The following is a 15,698-nucleotide window of genomic DNA, read 5'->3' as shown; positions in this document are numbered from 1 at the left end:
CCTTACCCCTTGATGTGCAGCACGCAGATCAGCGTGAACAGGCGCCGTGCCGTGTCGAAATCCACCTTGATCTTGCCCTCCAGCCGCTCGATCAACATTTCCGCTGCGTCATTGTGGATGGCACGCCGGGCCATGTCCACCGTTTCGATCTGTTGCGGCGAGGCGTTGCTGATCGCTTGGTAATAGCTGTCACAGATCGCGAAATATTCGCGGATCGGACGGCGGAATCGCCCCAGGCTGAGGATGATGGCCTCCAGCGGTTCGCCATCCTCGCGCTTGATTTCGATCACCAGCCGCCCTTCCTCGACGCGTAGGAGCACGCGATAGGGACCAGCATAGCCATCCGGATGAGCGCGCTGGGGAGCAAAATGGTTGTCTTCGAGCAGATCGAAGATGGCGATCCGTCGTTCCTGCTCGACGTCCGCGTTGCGCCACAGGATCGTCCGCTCGTCGAGCGTGATGTCTATAATGCGCGGATCAGTCATTGGTCCTTAGTCCCTGCTGCTGCGGCGGGCGAAAAGCAAGGGGGAGTTCTCCACAGCTTTGCTGCTCGTCGAGCACCTTGCCCCTTGCGCCCCGAGGCTGTGAAGACGATGAGAGGGGCATGGTCGAACTGGTACAGCTAAACCCCGCCGCGGAAGCAGGCGTGCTAGAACTCCCTCGTAATGTCGAGGCGGAGGCGGCGCTGCTCGGCGCTTTGATGATCGACAATCGCATCGCCGAGGATGTGCAGCTGAAGCTGAAGCCGGAGCATTTCTTCGAACCGCTCCATGGCCGCATCTACGAAGCCGTCATGAAGCTGGTCGAGCGGGACATGGTGGCAAACCCGGTGACGCTGAAGCCGCTGCTGGATCAGGATCCGGCGCTCAAGGAACTGGGCGGGGCGGGTTATCTTGCCCAGTTGACCGGTAATGGTGCGGCGTTGCTGGGCGCACGCGATTTTGCCGCGCAGATATATGACCTTGCCCTCTTGCGCCAGCTGGTCAATGTCGGCCGTGAACTTGTTGAAAATGCTATGGATACTAGCGAGGATGTAAATCCGCGCGAGCAGATTGAGCAGGCTGAAGTAGCGCTTTACAAAGTGTCTGAAGGCGAGGGCGAGAGCGGTTCGGTCAAGAGCTTTGCCACAGCGACAACGATGGCCGTGCAGGTGGCCGAGCGTGCGCTGAACAGCGGCGGACATGTGTCAGGCATCACCACCGGCCTCAACAGCCTGAACGAGAAAATCGGTGGCCTTCACAATTCCGACCTTATGATTCTGGCGGGCCGCCCCGGCATGGGCAAGACATCGCTGGCGACCAACATTGCCTATAACGCCGCCTCTCGATGGATGCGCGACCATGCCGATGGCATCCCGCCTGAGAAGAATATGGGCGCCAAGACGGCCTTTTTCAGCCTGGAAATGTCTGCGGACCAGCTTGCGACCCGCGTTCTGGCTGAACAATCGGGCATCAGCGGCGAAGCGCTTCGTATGGGCAAGATCAGCCGCGCTGATTTTCAGAACCTTTCCCGCGCGGCGCGCGAGCTTCAGGAGCTTCCGCTCTTCATCGACGACACGCCAGGTCTTACTATCGCCGCGCTGCGGACGCGTGCCCGCCGATTGAAGCGCCGTCACGATGTTGGTCTGGTGATCGTCGATTATCTTCAGTTGCTCCAGGGCAGCGGCAGAGGGAGCGACAATCGCGTTCAGGAAATTTCGGAAATTTCTCGTGGTTTGAAGACGTTAGCGAAAGAACTTAATGTGCCGGTGCTGGCGCTCTCTCAGCTTAGCCGTGCCGTTGAACAGCGCGAGGACAAGCGACCCCAGCTGTCGGATCTACGCGAGTCGGGATCGATCGAGCAGGATGCCGACATGGTCTGGTTCGTATTTCGCGAAGATTATTATGTGGCGGCTAAGGAGCCAGGGAACAAGGAAAGCTCAGAGCATCTTGAGTGGGCACAAGAGATGGAGCGAATCTATGGCTTGGCAGAACTGATCGTGGCGAAGCAGCGTCACGGCTCCACCGGGCGCATCCGGATGAAATTCGATGCGAAGATCACCCGCTTTTCCGACCTGGCGGAAGGCGGGTTTATGGGCGATTATGAGTGAGATTCTCGTTCTGTTGAGATTGTCGGATTATGGGATGGCCCCTCGGTCATCCGATCAATGCCTGAAGCACCAGGATCAGGCCGACTAGACTTGCAAGGTAAACCATCGTCCGGATCATTGGCACTCCGGCAGCATAGAGCGGCAGATAGACACTGCGCGCGCCCAGCCACAGCCAGCCGCCAATCGCTGTCCATTCGCTGGCGCGTCCGGCTATCACTATGCCCAGCAGAGCGACGATGGCGATCGGATAGGTTTCCAGGAAATTGGCCTGCGCCCGCACCAGTCTGCCTGCCAACGGCTCCAGCGGCGGCAACGCTTCGTCGCGCGCGCCGACATTCCATTTGGGGCCATATTGTCTGGTCTTGAAATGCGCCGCCGCGAAGATGTGCACCATCAAGAGCACACAGCTCCATGCGAGGATCTTCAGCTCAACCGCCACCGGCTTTCCTTCAACCTAGTTGTTCCGGAGACGACATTATCCCCAGCCGGGCGGTCGCGCCATGGCGTATCCAAATATGTCTGACGGTTCCCGATTCCCTCTCCCTTGGGACAGGGAGAGGGGTAGAGGGTGGCAGATTGTATGCCGGCCGCGTCCGGACCGATCAGAAGACCGGCTGATTTGCCGGGTCATCCGGGTCGGCAACGGGTGCCGGGATCGGCGTCACGGGCGAGTGAATGCCGCATTCGACCTTGTCCCATCCACGCCAACGACCGGCGCGCGGATCTTCGCCCGGCAGGACCTTGGACGTGCATGGCTCGCAGCCTACGGACAGATAGCCCTGTGCCTCCAGCGGATGGCGAGGAAGATCATGTTCCTCAAAATAGGCTTCCAGGTCCTCCTTGGCCCAATCGCCCAAGGGGTTGATCTTCAGCCGGCCGTCCTCGATCTCGAACCGAGGCATATTCTGACGTGTCGTTGATTGAAATGCCTTGCGTCCCGAAATCCACGCGTCCAGCCCTTGCTTGGCGCGGTTCATCGGCTCGACCTTTCGTATGTCGCAGCAGCCATCGGGATCATAGGACCAGCGCAGGCCGGTTTCATCCTTCTGCATCAGTACGTCCCGGTCGGGCGTCACCGACCGGCTGTCGGTAAAGCCGAGCCGTGCGATCAGGGTGTCACGGTAGTTCAGCGTCTCCGCGAACATCTTGAGCGTATCGACGAAGATCACGGGAATATTCCTGTCGGCCCGCGCCACCAGATCCAGCAGTACGGCGCTTTCGGTGCCGAAGGACGACACCACCGCCACCTTGCCCGCCAGCCCTTCGGCAAACACGGTCTTGAGCATCGTCAGGGCATCCACGCCTTCGAACCGCGCGTTGAGCGCATCCGCATCCGCCTGTGTGAAGGCGGGGCGGGCATCTATGACGTCAAGCTGGCGGGCAGGTTCAGCCATTTACACTCTCCGGGTGCCGCTTTGCCCAAACCGGGCGGCGGCCATCGACGGCCTTTTGATAGACGTCGGCATAACGATTAAGGGCGCGTTCCACTGCAGCATCGTCCAGCGCCTTGTCAGGACGGAAGCTGTCGAAGCCGCAGCGGCGCATCGCGCTGAGCTGATCCACCAGGACATCGCCCACAGCGCGTAACTCGCCCGCATATCCAGCTTCGCGCAAGATGCGCGCCGCCGAATAGCCGCGCCCGTCGCCAAATGCAGGGAAGTTGACCTCTACCAGCGACAGCCGGTCGATATAGGGCAGCAATTCGCGTGCATCCTCGCCCGCCTCGATCCGCACGGCGGTCGAGTTGGACTGGCCGGTGAAGGATTCGACCGTCACGGTCGGTTCCTGCGTCGCTTCGCCTTCGCGGAAAGTCAGGAACTCAACCATAGATCGCCTCCTTGAAGGGCTTCATGCCAAGACGGCGATAGGTGTCGAGGAAGCGTTCGCCATCCTCGCGCTGCGCCAGATAAAGGTCCGTCACCTTCTCGATGGCATCGACCACGCCATCTTCCGAGAAGCCCGGCCCCGTAATCTGCCCGACGCTCGCATCCTCCGCGCCCGAACCGCCGAGCGAAAGCTGGAAATTCTCCACGCCCTTACGATCGACGCCCAGCACGCCGATGTGCCCAGCATGATGGTGGCCGCAGGCATTGATGCAACCGGAAATCTTGACCTTCAATTCGCCAAGATCCTTCTGCCGGTCCTGTGCCGCGAAGCGTTCCGACAGCTTTTGCGCCAGCGGGATCGAGCGGGCATTGGCCAGGCTGCAATAGTCGAGGCCGGGGCAGGCGATGATGTCCGTGATGAGGTCGAGATTGGCTTCCGCCAGCCCGGCTTCATCCAGCTTTTGCCAGATAGCGTAGAGATCGGCCTTCTTCACGTGCGGCAGGACGAGGTTCTGCGCATGGGTCACACGCAGTTCGTCGAAGGAATATTGCTCCGCCAGGTCCGCAACCAGTTCGATCTGTTCAGCCGATGCGTCGCCCGGAATGCCGCCGCGTGGCTTCAGGCTGATATTGACGATCGCGTAGCCGGGCTGCTTGTGCGCGGCGACTTGACGGTCGATCCACAGCGCAAAGGCCGGATCGGCACGGTCGATGTCGTCGCTCACACCCTGCTCGTAAGTCGGGTTGGCGAAGAAGGGGCGGATGCGATCCAGTTCCTCAGTCGGCGGATTCAGGCCGAGGATGCGCATTTGGGCGAACTCTTCCTCTACCTGCCGCTTATATTCCTCGACGCCCAGCTCATGCACCAGGATCTTGATCCGCGCCTTATACTTGTTGTCGCGGCGACCGTAGCGATTATAGACACGCAGGCACGCTTCCAGATAAGGTACGATCTCATCCTCGGGCACGAAGTCCCTGATAAGAGGCGCAACCATGGGGGTGCGGCCCATGCCACCGCCGGCGTAGACTTCCGCCCCGATCTGTCCGTCCCGTGACACCAGCTTGATGCCGATATCGTGCAGCTTCATGGCTGCGCGGTCTTCCTCCGATGCGATCACGCAAATCTTGAACTTGCGCGGCAGATAGGTGAATTCGGGGTGGAAGGTCGACCACTGGCGCAGCAGTTCCGCCCATGGGCGTGGATCGGCTACTTCATCGGCCGAAACGCCCGCATATTGGTCGGACGAGATGTTGCGGATGCAGTTGCCGCTGGTCTGGATGGCGTGCATCTCGACCGTCGCCAACTCCGCCAGGATGTCCGGCGCGTCGGCCAGCTTGATCCAGTTATACTGCAGGTTGGTGCGCGTCGTGAAATGGCCATAGCCCTTGTCATATTTGCGCGCGATCTCGCCCAGCTTGCGCATCTGCTTGCCGGACAAGGTGCCATAGGGAATGGCGACGCGCAGCATATAGGCGTGCAGTTGCAGATAGAGGCCGTTCATCAGCCGCAGAGGCTTGAACTGGTCTTCTGTCAGCTGCCCCGCGAGGCGACGTTGCACCTGATCGCGAAATTCCTCCACGCGGGCGTCAACGATGGACTGGTCGTAGCTGTCATAACGGTACATGGTTCAGATCACCCAGTTGCCGGCATCGGCGTCATTCGGTTTCAACGTCAGGTCGGGACGAACGGTCGGCCCAAGAGCGCGGATGCGGTCCTTGATATGGGCCGGGCGCACGCCGTCTTCCGTCACGGTGGCGTCGATAACATAGGCGCCGACGACCCGCAGGGCAGCTTCTTCCGCGCGGGCAAGCTCATCGCCCCTGTCGCCCACATCGACAGAATCGCCGACCAGCCGCGACCAGCCGTCGCCCGCCCACCAGATGACATCTCCGGTGCCAAGGTCATTGCCGGTCAAAATCTTCACTTATGCATCTCCGCCCCATTATTCCTTTGTGTGGCCCAGCCGGCCAGCACATCCTGCGCCACCGCATAGGCCGCGACGTCACCGACGACAATCAGCGCCGGACTTTTTACCTCTTCCCGAACGACCATGTCGCCCAGGTCAGCCAGCAAGGTCCGCAGCGTCCGCATGTCCTGCCGCGTGCCGTTTTCCAGCACTGCAACCGGGATCGCGGGAGAAACGCCGTCGGCTATCAGCTTGTCGGCAATGTCCGCCGCAGTCGCAACGCCCATATAGATAACGAGCGTTCGCCCGACACCCGCCAGGCCCGACCAATCCTGATCCGCCAGCCCCTTGCACTGTCCGGCCACGAAGCTCACGGCGCTCGCCGCATCACGATGGGTAAGGGGAAGTTGCGCCTGCGCTGCGCAGCCGATGGCTGCACTGATGCCCGGCACCACCTCCACAGAAACGCCGGCTGAGCGGCATGCTTCCATTTCCTCGCCACCGCGTCCGAAAACGAAAGGATCGCCTCCTTTCAGCCGCACGACCGACCGTCCCGCCAGCGCAAGCTCCACCAGTAAAGCATTGATACCTTCCTGCGGCATCGAATGGCGACTGCGCTGCTTTGCGACCGAAATAAGTTCAGCGTCCGGCGAAGCCATCGCGAGTATTTCAGCGGAAACCAGGCCGTCATGCACAATCACATCCGCCTGTCCCAGCAGTCGCGCAGCGCGAAGGGTCAGCAGTTCGGGATCACCCGGACCCGCGCCCACGAGATAGACGGTAGCAGATGCATGTACGGTCATGCTGGCGAAATGGCTAAATCCACCAAGGGTTTCAATCCAGAATGCTTTGTCGGGGAAGTAGGAAAATTTGGGGCCAGCATCTGACGCCGGTTAAAAACGGCTCTGCTGGTTGTCCCGGATCAGTCGCCCATCGCGCTGGTATCAAAATCCCTGAGGCCAATTCCGATCGAAGCGCGCGGCTGTTCGATTTCTGCCGATGACACCGGATAGGCGCAATAATCCGCCGCATAATAGGCGCTTGGCCGATGATTGCCGGAAATGCCCAGGCCGCCAAACGGTGCGGACGAAGAGGCACCGTTAGTCGGCCGATTCCAGTTGACGATCCCAGCGCGGACATTGGCCCAGAACTGGTTATATTGTTCGGGCGATCCACCGACCATGGAGGCTGATAGGCCGTAGCGGCTGTTGTTGGCTTCTGCGATTGCGGCAGGAAAGTCCGGGACGCGGACGACCTGTAATAACGGGCCGAACAATTCGACGTCCGGTCGTTCCGCCATCGCGGTGACGTCTATGATCGCGGGGCTGAGGAAGGGCCGCTCCTCCGACAGGCGCACCAGGTGTTTGATCGGCCGACCGCCATGGCTCATCAGATAGAGGAAGCTTTCGGTCAGTTGATCCGCTGCGTGATTGTCGATGACGGGTCCCATGAACGGGGCCGGGTCGGCATGGGGATGATCGACGATCAGGCGGTCGGCGATCTTCTTTACCTCCGAAACCAGCAGCTCGGCGATGTCCTCCTTCACGATTAACCGGCTGGCCGCCGTGCAGCGTTGCCCACTCGACAGGAAAGCCGACTGTACCACCAAGGCCGCCGCGCTGGAGATGTCGCCTGTATCCCAAACGATGATCGGGTTGTTGCCGCCCATTTCCAGCGCCAGTATCTTGCCCGGATTGGCGGCGAATTGCCGGTTGATCGCGATCCCGGTCGCAGCCGATCCGGTGAAGAGTATCCCGTTCACATCCGCATGAACCGTGAGGGCCTTCCCTTCATCCGGCCCGCCATGCACCAGTCGCACCACATCCTGCGGAACGCCTGCCTCATGATAAAAGCGGACCAGCATTTCGCCAACTGCGGGGGTTTTTTCCGATGGCTTGAACAGCACACCGTTCCCCGCAAGCAGCGCCGGGACGATATGGCCATTGGGCAGATGAGCGGGAAAATTATAGGGGCCCAGCACTGCCATAACGCCGTGCGGCTTGTGCCGCACGGACTGACGCGCGCCCATCGCCGCCTCCAACCGCCGCTGTCCGGTGCGTTCGGAATAGGCGGCGACGGAAATATCAACCTTGTTCATCACCGCGGTCACTTCGGTCCGCGCGTCCCAGAGGGGCTTTCCCGTCTCGCGCGCGATCAGGTCGGTCAGGGCATCTTCGTTGGCCCGCACGACATTGACGAAGCGGCGCAGCGTTTCGATCCGGTAAGCGACGGGCTTGGCGGCCCAGGAAGGCCATGCCGCCCGGACCCGCCCGACTTCAGCTTCAACGTCGCTTGCGGTGCCTTGCCACAGGACAGCGCCGGTCGCGGGTTCGATCGAAGTGAGCAGGGCGGACATAGCTTCGATATGGAGGATAACAGGGCGTTAGGGAAGGGGCGTGGCTGGCGCCGTGCCCGCCTCAGGAGATGAGCAGGGGAGGCGGGCCTAGCGCCTCCCCCATTCTCCTCACGGCAGCGACCTTCGCATGCAAAGGACCCCAATCGCCGCGTTCTGCTATCGCGCTCCAGATCTGTTCGACCTCGTCGATATGCATCGAACAAGGCGCGGCGTCTTGCCAATAGGGATGTTTGTCATCTCCGCTGGCCCCGAACCCTGCAATTGCCTCCCGGAAGGCAGCCCATGGTTCGCCGGAATAATCCGCGCCCTCGCGTGACTCTCCGCCGCGCCAGTCGTGGAAGAAACGGTCGATGGGCATTTCGCCCCCGGCCATTCCGCGCACCGCGGCTTCAACCATGGCCGAAGCATCGTCGGAGGGTTGAACGCCCAGTCGCCAGCAGAAACGGCGCGCCATGGCGTCACCGTAAAGCTGCGGGAAGCGCTCCAACTGCTCGATAAGCGGCTCCGCCTCGACCAACGGCCGGAGAGAAACGGCAAGCTGCGCCACATCCCAATGGATCGCCTCTGCCTGCCGCCCAAAGGCGTAAAGTCCTGAATGATCGAAATAGGCTGCGGTAAAACCCGGCTGCCACAGGGGCGTGAACCGCCAAGGGCCATAGTCGAAACTCTCGCCGGTCACGTTGATATTGTCGCTGTTCAATACGCCATGGACAAAGCCCGCGACCATGTAGCTGGCAGCCAGGTCCGCTGTCCTTTCAACCACCCGGCCCAGCAATTGGGCTGGCGGGCAATTCCCCGGCTCTTCCTCATACAGCTTGACCAGGGCATAATTGGTCAGCCGCTCGAGCAGCGCCTTGTCGTCGAAATAGGCGGCCCGCTGGAAAGAACCGATGCGGATATGCGAATGGCTAAGGCGTACCATGACGGCGGCGCGGGTCGGGGAGGGCTCGTCGTTCCGCTCAAGCGCCTCGCCCGTTTCGATTATCGACAAGGTCCTGGATGTGGTCACGCCCAGGGCTTCGAGCATTTCGGTCGCCAGTATCTCCCGCACCCCGCCTTTCAGCGTCAGGCGTCCGTCGCCGAAACGACTGTAGGGCGTCTGGCCAGACCCTTTCGTGCCCAGGTCCAGCAATCGGCCCCTATCATCGCGCAACTGAGCGAACAGGAAGCCCCGTCCGTCACCGATATCGGGATTATATGTCCGGAATTGATGGCCATGATAACGTAGCGCCAGTGGTTGTCGTAGCGTGCCGGGCAGCGGTTCGAACCGACCGAAGTGCGAAATCCATTCATCGTCGGTCAGGCTGTCCAGTCCGACGCCCGCAGCAGCGCGATCATTGCGGTAACGCAGGATCGCATCCGGGAAATCGGCGGCCTTGACGTCATCGGCAAAGTCCGGCTGCAGGGCGAAGATTTCCTTTGCAGGATCATATCGGGTGGCTTGCGAGGATTTGACCATGCGGCGATATGGGGTAGCAGGGCAGGAAGTTGCAACTGCTGCCATGCACATCAGTTTCTTGAGGATGCACGACCGTTGACCCAGTTCACCGACGGATATTGGTGGTCCCCCGATGGCCTGCGACTCCATTACCGTGATTATGCCGGTGGCGATGATGGTCGTCCGCCTCTCCTGTGTTTGCCGGGGTTAACCCGTAACGCGCGCGATTTCGAACCGTTGGCGGAGCATTTGGCTGGCGAGTGGCGCCTCATCTGCCCCGACATGCGCGGCCGGGCGGAAAGCGCGCAGGCGAAGGATCCGATGACCTATGTCCCTCTCACCTATTTGCAGGACATAAGCCGCCTTATTGCCGATCTTGCCATCACCCGTTTCGTGGCGGTCGGTACTTCGCTAGGTGGTCTCATCACGATGTTGATTGCCGCGACGCATCGCGAATGGCTGGCGGGCGCATTGCTTAACGATGTCGGCCCGAAGCTGGAGGCGGACGGACTCGACCGCATCCGCGCCTATGTCGGCGTTGGGCAGTCGCACCACAGTTGGGTTCACGCTGCGCGAGCACTGGAGGAGGCCAATCGCGACATCCATCCCCGTTATGGGCTGGAGCAATGGCTTGCCATGGCGAAGCGCCTGTATCGCCTGAACAGTGGCGGCCGTGTGGTGCTGGACTATGATATGCGGGTGGCCGAACCGCTGCGCGTGACCGGGGGAGAGGCTGGCGTCGATATGTGGCCAGTCATGGCCGCATTTCGCGATATTCCTACGCTGATCCTGCGCGGTGAACGATCCGATCTGTTAAGCGCGGCGACGGCTGAGCGGATGGCGGTTGAGATCGGTTCGGGGGCCGAACTCGTCACCGTTCCTGATGTCGGTCACGCGCCAGTCCTTGATGAACCCGAAGCGTTGGCGGCTGTATACCGGTTGCTGTCGCGCGTTCTCCATGGGTAACGCAGTGCGCCGACCCCGGCTGCTGCATGTTCATGGCAGCTTCTCGTTAGGCGGCAAGGAAGCGCGCGCAGTGCGTCTCATGAATCTGTGGGAAGACCGCGCGGAGCATGCAATCGTCAGCGCCGCACCCGACGCCATGGGGGCATGCTCAGCGATCGATCCGTCGGTGCCGGTCAGCTTCCCAGAACCCCCGCCGCTTGCCGGCCGTCCGGGTCTGATGCGCTTTAGGGCGCTTGGCCGCTTCCTGTCGGGATTCGACCTGGTCCTGAGCTATAATTGGGGCGCGATGGACGCGGTGATGGCTCACCGTTTCTGCTCGGCTTTTCAATGGATGCCCCCGCTCATCCATCATGAGGACGGATTCAATATTGAAGAAGCCGACCGGTTGAAGGCCGATCGAAATCTCTATCGACGCATTGCACTCCAGCGAGCGAGAGCTGTGGTGGTGCCCTCAATTCGCCTTGATCAGATTGCTCGCACGGTGTGGAAACAGGCTGGATCAAAAGTCCATCTGATTCGTAACGGGATCGACGTTGCGCGTTATGCTGAACCAGTTGCCGACGGCGCGATACCCGGACTGGTGCGGTCCCCCGGGAAGCTGGTTGTGGGGACGTTGGCCGGGTTGCGGCCGGTCAAGAATATTCCGCGGCTTATACGTGCTGTAGCCCCCCACCGGGACCGTCTTCAACTCGTCATCGTCGGGGATGGCCCGGAACGCGACGCCATCCTGGCTGAAGCTGCAAGGCATGGACTTGACGACATTTGCATGCCCGGCTTCCTTCCAGAACCGTGGCGTTTTCTTGGGTCATTCGATCTTTTTGCGCTCTCTTCCGACAGCGAACAATTCCCGATCTCTCTGGTTGAAGCGATGGCGGCGGGCTTGCCTGTCGCTTCCATGGACGTAGGCGACGTCGTGCGGATGGTTGCGTTCGAAAATCAACCCTTTGTCGTACGGGACGAAGCGGCGCTATCGCGGGCTTTGGCAGACCTTTCAGAAAATGCAGAGCTTCGCGCTCGTCTTGGGGAAGCCAACCGGCGGCGCGCAGCGCGCGACTTCGATGAAGCTGCGATGGTGAACGCCTATGCGGCGCTTTATGGAGAGGCACTATCCAGCCCCGATATTTTAAGGTAGGGCGCGCCCCGTAATTCGTCATCGGCTACAAAAGCTGCTATAGAGCGACTTTTATCCGGCCGGGGACCGAGCAGCTGTTGCGCGGGAGATTAGGTTGTTCAAGGGTTTGAAGCCCATCATCTATGGTGGTCGTGAAGTCTGGCCGCTGGTCGAAGGCGGAAAGGGCGTCGCCGTATCCAATCACGCCAGTTCCGGCGCCTGGGCGGCTGCTGGCGGGATCGGCACCGTGTCGGCCGTCAACGCCGACAGCTATGACGGCATGGGCAATGTCATCCCCCAAATCTATCATGGCCGGACCCGCCGGGACCGCCACGAGGAACTGATCGCCTACGCCATCGACGGCGCGGTCGAACAGGTCAAGCGCGCGTTCGAGATTGCCGGAGGCAAGGGCGCGATCAATATCAACATCCTGTGGGAAATGGGCGGGGCCCAGCGTGTGCTGCACGGCGTCCTTGAAAAGACCAAGGGCATGGTGTCGGGCGTTACATGCGGCGCGGGCATGCCCTATAAGCTGAGCGAGATCGCGGCCTCGTACGGCGTCAGCTACCTTCCGATCGTCAGTTCCGGCCGCGCTTTTCGCGCTCTGTGGAAGCGTGCCTATTCCAAAGCGTCGGAATGGCTGGCGGCGGTGGTCTATGAAGATCCCTGGCTGGCAGGCGGGCATAACGGCCTTTCCAATGCCGAAGATCCGCGTGAGCCGCAGGATCCCTATCCCCGTGTGAAGGCGCTGCGCGACACCATGCGGGAAGGCGGCATTTCGGACGATGTGCCCATCGTGATGGCGGGCGGCGTCTGGCACCTCAAGGACTGGAACGACTGGATCGACAACCCGGAACTGGGCGCAATCGCTTTTCAGTTCGGAACGCGGCCATTGCTGACCCAGGAAAGCCCGATCCCGCAGCTTTGGAAGGAGCGCCTGACCCAGCTGGAGCCGGGTGATGTGTTGCTTCACCGGTTTTCGCCCACCGGCTTCTACAGCTCGGCCATCCGTAATCCATTCCTTCGCCAGCTGGAATCGCGGTCTGAACGGCAAATCCCGTTCAGCACGGAACAGGCGGGCGACCACACGCATCAACTCGATGCGGGTGTGAAGGGCAAGAATTTCTGGGTGACGCGCGGCGACTTGCTGCGTGCCCGCGAGTGGGTGGGGCAGGGTTTTACCTCCGCGCTGAAAACGCCTGACAACACACTGGTATTCGTCACCGAAGAGGAAAAGGGCGAAATCCGTAAGGATCAGACCGACTGCATGGGCTGCCTTAGCCAGTGCGCCTTTTCCAGCTGGATGGATAGCGAGACGAACTCGACCGGACGCCTGGCCGACCCGCGCAGCTTCTGCATCCAGAAGTCGCTGCAGGAAGCGGTGCATGGCGGTGACCTGGACAAGAACCTGCTGTTCGCTGGCCATGGCGCTTATAAATTCAAGCAGGATCCCTTCTATTCCAACGGCTTTGTACCCACCGTGAAGCAGCTGGTCGATCGCATTCTGACAGGTCACTGATGGCCGATATTCAGGGATTGGCGGTGTTGGAATACCACACGCCGCATTTCGACATCATACGTCCCGGGCAGTTCGTCCTTTGCGCTATCTCGGGCGCGCGCATTGATCTGGACGATCTTAAATATTGGAGTGCCGAGTTTCAGGAGGCCTATCGGGGCCCTCTGGAGGCAACCCAGTCCTTCCTGCGCCATCGAAGGCTGAACGCAGGCTGAAACCTCGCTTCCTTTCTTAGGATAGATGCGTTATCCTTTCTGCGCAGGCGACAAAGATCGCCGGTCGAGGAAGGATGTCAACGATGTCACGGATAGATATCTATGGCGATCGAATTTGCGCCGTCACCAGTTTCCTGATTGTGGGTTGGTTTCTTTACGGCCTAGTTTCCTGACCAATTGGCAGTCTATGCCGTCTCGTTAAAAAATATTGTCGCGTGGAGAAGAGCGCGGCGATAGCGCTTGATGATTTCTTGGATCAGCGGAAAACGACCGTCTTTCCGCCATTCAGCAGAACGCGGCGGTCGGCAATCCAGCCGACTGCGCGGGCCAGCACTTGGGCTTCGATATCACGGCCGATGCGGATCATGTCTTCTGCCGTAGCCCGATGATCCACGCGCTCGACAGCCTGTTCGATGATCGGCCCTTCGTCCAGGTCGGCGGTAACGAAATGTGCGGTCGCCCCGATAAGCTTTACACCACGCTCATGCGCCCTGTGATAGGGGCGCGCACCTTTGAAGCCGGGCAGGAAGCTGTGGTGGATATTGATGCAGCGGCCTTCAAGTTGCCCGACGAGCGTTTCTGACAGGACCTGCATGTAGCGTGCGAGAACCAGATAATCCGATCGCGTCCGATCAAATATGTCCAGCAACGCAGCTTCCTGCGCGCCCTTGTCTCCGTTGGGCGGCAGTTCGTGGTAGGGAATGCCGTGCCATTCGGTAATACGCCGCATGTCCGGATGGTTAGACACTACACCCATGATGTCGACCGCCAGCGTTCCTGTCTGCCAGCGATGGAGCAGATCGGCCAGGCAATGTGATCCCTTCGATACCGCGAGCAGCATTCGCGGTTTTTCCCGCGCGGACGTGATCAGCCAGTCCATAGCGAAGCGCGCGCCGATTGCATTGAATTCGGCCTGAAGCTGTTCCGTGGCTGTCATCCGCTCGTCAGTCGCTTCAAATGCGACGCGCATGAAGAAACGCCCGGCTTCCCGATCGGCATATTGCTGGCTGTCCGTGATGAAGCCGCCGCGATCGGCCAAAAACTGGCTGACCCCGGCGACGATGCCGACGCGGTCGGCGCAGACAAGCGTCAATACCCAAGAAGGGAGAACCGGATTATTCAACAATGCCTCCGCCAATGATTGCGAAAGCCGTTGCCTTATGGCGACCACATGATCAAGCCGTTAAGGGGGTCATGACTTCACGCTGGTCATGGCGAAAATGCCGGTCGCATTGCTCGCGTCGAACGAGAGGTCCAATCGACCAGTCGCTGGATCGACGTCGCGGCTGATGAATTCGTAGAATGATCCAGGCACCTGGCGCAGTTCGTTCCCGGCGAAGAGCCGTTCGACGGGATCTGCGCGCAGAGCAGTCTGGCGCACGCGGCCATTGCGGGATATTTCGATCTTGTCCTTGATCGGCCAATCCTCTTGCCTCAACCGATCGGCCAGCGCCGCGACGTTGGGCACACGGTCGGTGGCGTGATTAAAGGCGTTGCCCTCGGTCGCGATCCAGGCCGCCTCATGGGATCGCGCCAGCAACTGTTCGTAGTCGTTAAGGGTGACTGGGTCGTGCTGGCGGTCGAACGCCGAAATCAGAATGGGCAGCGCTGCGGCGGCGCGGTCGAAGCCAACCGGTTCCCCGCGAGCGTAGCTGTCAAGGAGTCCGACCGTTTGCGCATCCAGTGGATCGCGGGACGTTCCGAACACGCGCGCCGCGACTTCGCCGAAGGCGGGATCGAAGCGGTCGATGTGCAGTTCGGACAGGAAAAATTGCGGGATCTCCTCTGGCGCGTCGGCGTGCATATAGGCCCGCCCAGTCATTTTTAATCGGTCCAGTGGATAAACGCCCGCCAACTGATAGCCCAATGGCAGGAAGATGCGGGTGAAGGCGTCTTCGCCCGGGGGGAGGGCGCCGGTCGGTCCCAGCGGCATTCGCACGGTTCGCAACGCACCGTGGTCAAACGTCACCTTGCCCCCTCGCGCGACTGTGTCGGCCACATAGGCCGCTCCACTCGGCACACGTTCCAGTAACCCGTGAAACAAGACTATGTTCATCGCCATCGCAAACGCTGCTCGCGACACGATTGAACTACCCTCAGCCAGCAAGGAGGGTGCGATGGTCAGCGCCGTCAGCGCCTGTTGCGCAGCCCTTTGTCCCAGTGCAGCCTCTACCAACGCTGCGACATGTCCCTGCTCACTTCCCACGGCCATAACGCGCTCCACAAAGAGACAAGCCCGTTATCGCGCACCGCACCCGGCCTGCCAAGAGGCGG

Annotated in this window: 16 protein-coding genes; 5 read left to right on the top strand and 11 right to left on the bottom strand. The window is 60.7% G+C overall.

Annotated elements, in window-relative coordinates; translation table 11 throughout:
* Positions 1 to 2 precede the first annotated feature (2 nt).
* On the bottom strand, positions 3 to 485 hold the full coding sequence (locus B6S01_RS02670) for a UPF0262 family protein (protein ID WP_037463159.1): 483 nt from the start codon (positions 483 to 485) through the stop codon (positions 3 to 5).
* Between the two features lie 119 nt (positions 486 to 604).
* Between B6S01_RS02670 and B6S01_RS02665 the strand changes: the two genes are divergently transcribed.
* Positions 605 to 2,089 (top strand): replicative DNA helicase, encoded by a 1,485-nt coding sequence (locus B6S01_RS02665; protein WP_037463156.1) that lies wholly within the window; start codon positions 605 to 607, stop codon positions 2,087 to 2,089.
* Positions 2,090 to 2,135: 46 nt separating this feature from the next.
* On the opposite strand, the gene B6S01_RS02660 is transcribed toward B6S01_RS02665, so the two are convergent.
* From B6S01_RS02660 to B6S01_RS02625, 8 genes are all read right to left on the bottom strand, one after another.
* On the bottom strand, positions 2,136 to 2,528 hold the full coding sequence (locus tag B6S01_RS02660; RefSeq protein ID WP_037463155.1) for an MAPEG family protein: 393 nt from the start codon (positions 2,526 to 2,528) through the stop codon (positions 2,136 to 2,138).
* Positions 2,529 to 2,691: 163 nt separating this feature from the next.
* Positions 2,692 to 3,483: a phosphoadenylyl-sulfate reductase gene (locus B6S01_RS02655; RefSeq protein ID WP_037463153.1), complete on the bottom strand. Its 792-nt coding sequence runs from the start codon at positions 3,481 to 3,483 to the stop codon at positions 2,692 to 2,694.
* Positions 3,476 to 3,916 (bottom strand): DUF934 domain-containing protein, encoded by a 441-nt coding sequence (locus B6S01_RS02650; protein WP_037463151.1) that lies wholly within the window; start codon positions 3,914 to 3,916, stop codon positions 3,476 to 3,478. The genes B6S01_RS02655 and B6S01_RS02650 overlap by 8 nt, the downstream gene beginning before the upstream one ends.
* Positions 3,909 to 5,540 carry a nitrite/sulfite reductase gene (locus B6S01_RS02645; protein ID WP_037463149.1) on the bottom strand — a complete coding sequence of 544 codons (1,632 nt, stop codon included), beginning with the start codon at positions 5,538 to 5,540 and terminating at the stop codon, positions 3,909 to 3,911. The genes B6S01_RS02650 and B6S01_RS02645 overlap by 8 nt, the downstream gene beginning before the upstream one ends.
* Before the next feature lie 3 nt (positions 5,541 to 5,543).
* A complete protein-coding gene (locus tag B6S01_RS02640; RefSeq protein ID WP_037463146.1) occupies positions 5,544 to 5,840 on the bottom strand; it encodes a DUF2849 domain-containing protein in 297 nt (98 codons plus the stop codon).
* Positions 5,837 to 6,625: a uroporphyrinogen-III C-methyltransferase gene (gene cobA / locus B6S01_RS02635; protein ID WP_037463144.1), complete on the bottom strand. Its 789-nt coding sequence runs from the start codon at positions 6,623 to 6,625 to the stop codon at positions 5,837 to 5,839. The genes B6S01_RS02640 and cobA overlap by 4 nt, the downstream gene beginning before the upstream one ends.
* Before the next feature lie 119 nt (positions 6,626 to 6,744).
* Entirely contained in the window at positions 6,745 to 8,178 is a 1,434-nt protein-coding gene (astD, locus tag B6S01_RS02630; protein ID WP_037463142.1) for a succinylglutamate-semialdehyde dehydrogenase, read from the bottom strand.
* Positions 8,179 to 8,239: 61 nt separating this feature from the next.
* Positions 8,240 to 9,637, bottom strand: coding sequence for a protein adenylyltransferase SelO family protein (locus B6S01_RS02625; protein WP_037463140.1), 1,398 nt, complete (start codon positions 9,635 to 9,637; stop codon positions 8,240 to 8,242).
* Positions 9,638 to 9,712: 75 nt separating this feature from the next.
* Here B6S01_RS02625 and B6S01_RS02620 point away from each other — a divergent pair, with 75 nt between their 5' ends.
* The 4 genes from B6S01_RS02620 to B6S01_RS02605 all read left to right on the top strand — a co-directional run bounded on the left by B6S01_RS02620 (position 9,713) and on the right by B6S01_RS02605 (position 13,424).
* On the top strand, positions 9,713 to 10,582 hold the full coding sequence (locus B6S01_RS02620) for an alpha/beta fold hydrolase (RefSeq protein ID WP_037463138.1): 870 nt from the start codon (positions 9,713 to 9,715) through the stop codon (positions 10,580 to 10,582).
* Complete coding sequence (locus B6S01_RS02615) at positions 10,575 to 11,714, top strand: glycosyltransferase family 4 protein (protein WP_037463136.1); 1,140 nt, start codon at positions 10,575 to 10,577, stop codon at positions 11,712 to 11,714. The genes B6S01_RS02620 and B6S01_RS02615 overlap by 8 nt, the downstream gene beginning before the upstream one ends.
* Before the next feature lie 94 nt (positions 11,715 to 11,808).
* Positions 11,809 to 13,212: an NAD(P)H-dependent flavin oxidoreductase gene (locus tag B6S01_RS02610; RefSeq protein WP_037463134.1), complete on the top strand. Its 1,404-nt coding sequence runs from the start codon at positions 11,809 to 11,811 to the stop codon at positions 13,210 to 13,212.
* On the top strand, positions 13,212 to 13,424 hold the full coding sequence (locus B6S01_RS02605; protein WP_037463132.1) for a DUF2093 domain-containing protein: 213 nt from the start codon (positions 13,212 to 13,214) through the stop codon (positions 13,422 to 13,424). The genes B6S01_RS02610 and B6S01_RS02605 overlap by 1 nt, the downstream gene beginning before the upstream one ends.
* Before the next feature lie 256 nt (positions 13,425 to 13,680).
* Here B6S01_RS02605 and purU read toward each other — a convergent pair whose 3' ends face one another.
* Entirely contained in the window at positions 13,681 to 14,547 is an 867-nt protein-coding gene (purU, locus tag B6S01_RS02600) for a formyltetrahydrofolate deformylase (protein ID WP_037463209.1), read from the bottom strand.
* Positions 14,548 to 14,616: 69 nt separating this feature from the next.
* Positions 14,617 to 15,636: a 2-oxoadipate dioxygenase/decarboxylase family protein gene (locus B6S01_RS02595; RefSeq protein WP_037463130.1), complete on the bottom strand. Its 1,020-nt coding sequence runs from the start codon at positions 15,634 to 15,636 to the stop codon at positions 14,617 to 14,619.
* Between the last annotated feature and the right edge of the window lie 62 nt (positions 15,637 to 15,698).

Source organism: Sphingobium herbicidovorans (genome assembly GCF_002080435.1).
GTDB lineage: Bacteria > Pseudomonadota > Alphaproteobacteria > Sphingomonadales > Sphingomonadaceae > Sphingobium > Sphingobium herbicidovorans.
Note: the sequence above shows the minus strand (reverse complement) of the source record. Positions and strands in the feature narration are given on the sequence as shown.

Excerpts from the sequence above, each read along its gene's own strand:
- B6S01_RS02670 (WP_037463159.1), bottom strand. The coding sequence starts at position 485 with ATGACTGATCCGCGCATTATAGACATCACGCTCGACGAGCGGACGATC.
- B6S01_RS02650 (WP_037463151.1), bottom strand. The coding sequence starts at position 3,916 with ATGGTTGAGTTCCTGACTTTCCGCGAAGGCGAAGCGACGCAGGAACCG.
- B6S01_RS02655 (WP_037463153.1), bottom strand. The coding sequence starts at position 3,483 with ATGGCTGAACCTGCCCGCCAGCTTGACGTCATAGATGCCCGCCCCGCC.
- B6S01_RS02615 (WP_037463136.1), top strand. The coding sequence starts at position 10,575 with ATGGGTAACGCAGTGCGCCGACCCCGGCTGCTGCATGTTCATGGCAGC.
- astD (WP_037463142.1), bottom strand. The coding sequence starts at position 8,178 with ATGTCCGCCCTGCTCACTTCGATCGAACCCGCGACCGGCGCTGTCCTG.
- B6S01_RS02625 (WP_037463140.1), bottom strand. The coding sequence starts at position 9,637 with ATGGTCAAATCCTCGCAAGCCACCCGATATGATCCTGCAAAGGAAATC.
- B6S01_RS02665 (WP_037463156.1), top strand. The coding sequence starts at position 605 with ATGGTCGAACTGGTACAGCTAAACCCCGCCGCGGAAGCAGGCGTGCTA.
- B6S01_RS02645 (WP_037463149.1), bottom strand. The coding sequence starts at position 5,540 with ATGTACCGTTATGACAGCTACGACCAGTCCATCGTTGACGCCCGCGTG.
- cobA (WP_037463144.1), bottom strand. The coding sequence starts at position 6,625 with ATGACCGTACATGCATCTGCTACCGTCTATCTCGTGGGCGCGGGTCCG.
- B6S01_RS02595 (WP_037463130.1), bottom strand. The coding sequence starts at position 15,636 with ATGGCCGTGGGAAGTGAGCAGGGACATGTCGCAGCGTTGGTAGAGGCT.
- B6S01_RS02605 (WP_037463132.1), top strand. The coding sequence starts at position 13,212 with ATGGCCGATATTCAGGGATTGGCGGTGTTGGAATACCACACGCCGCAT.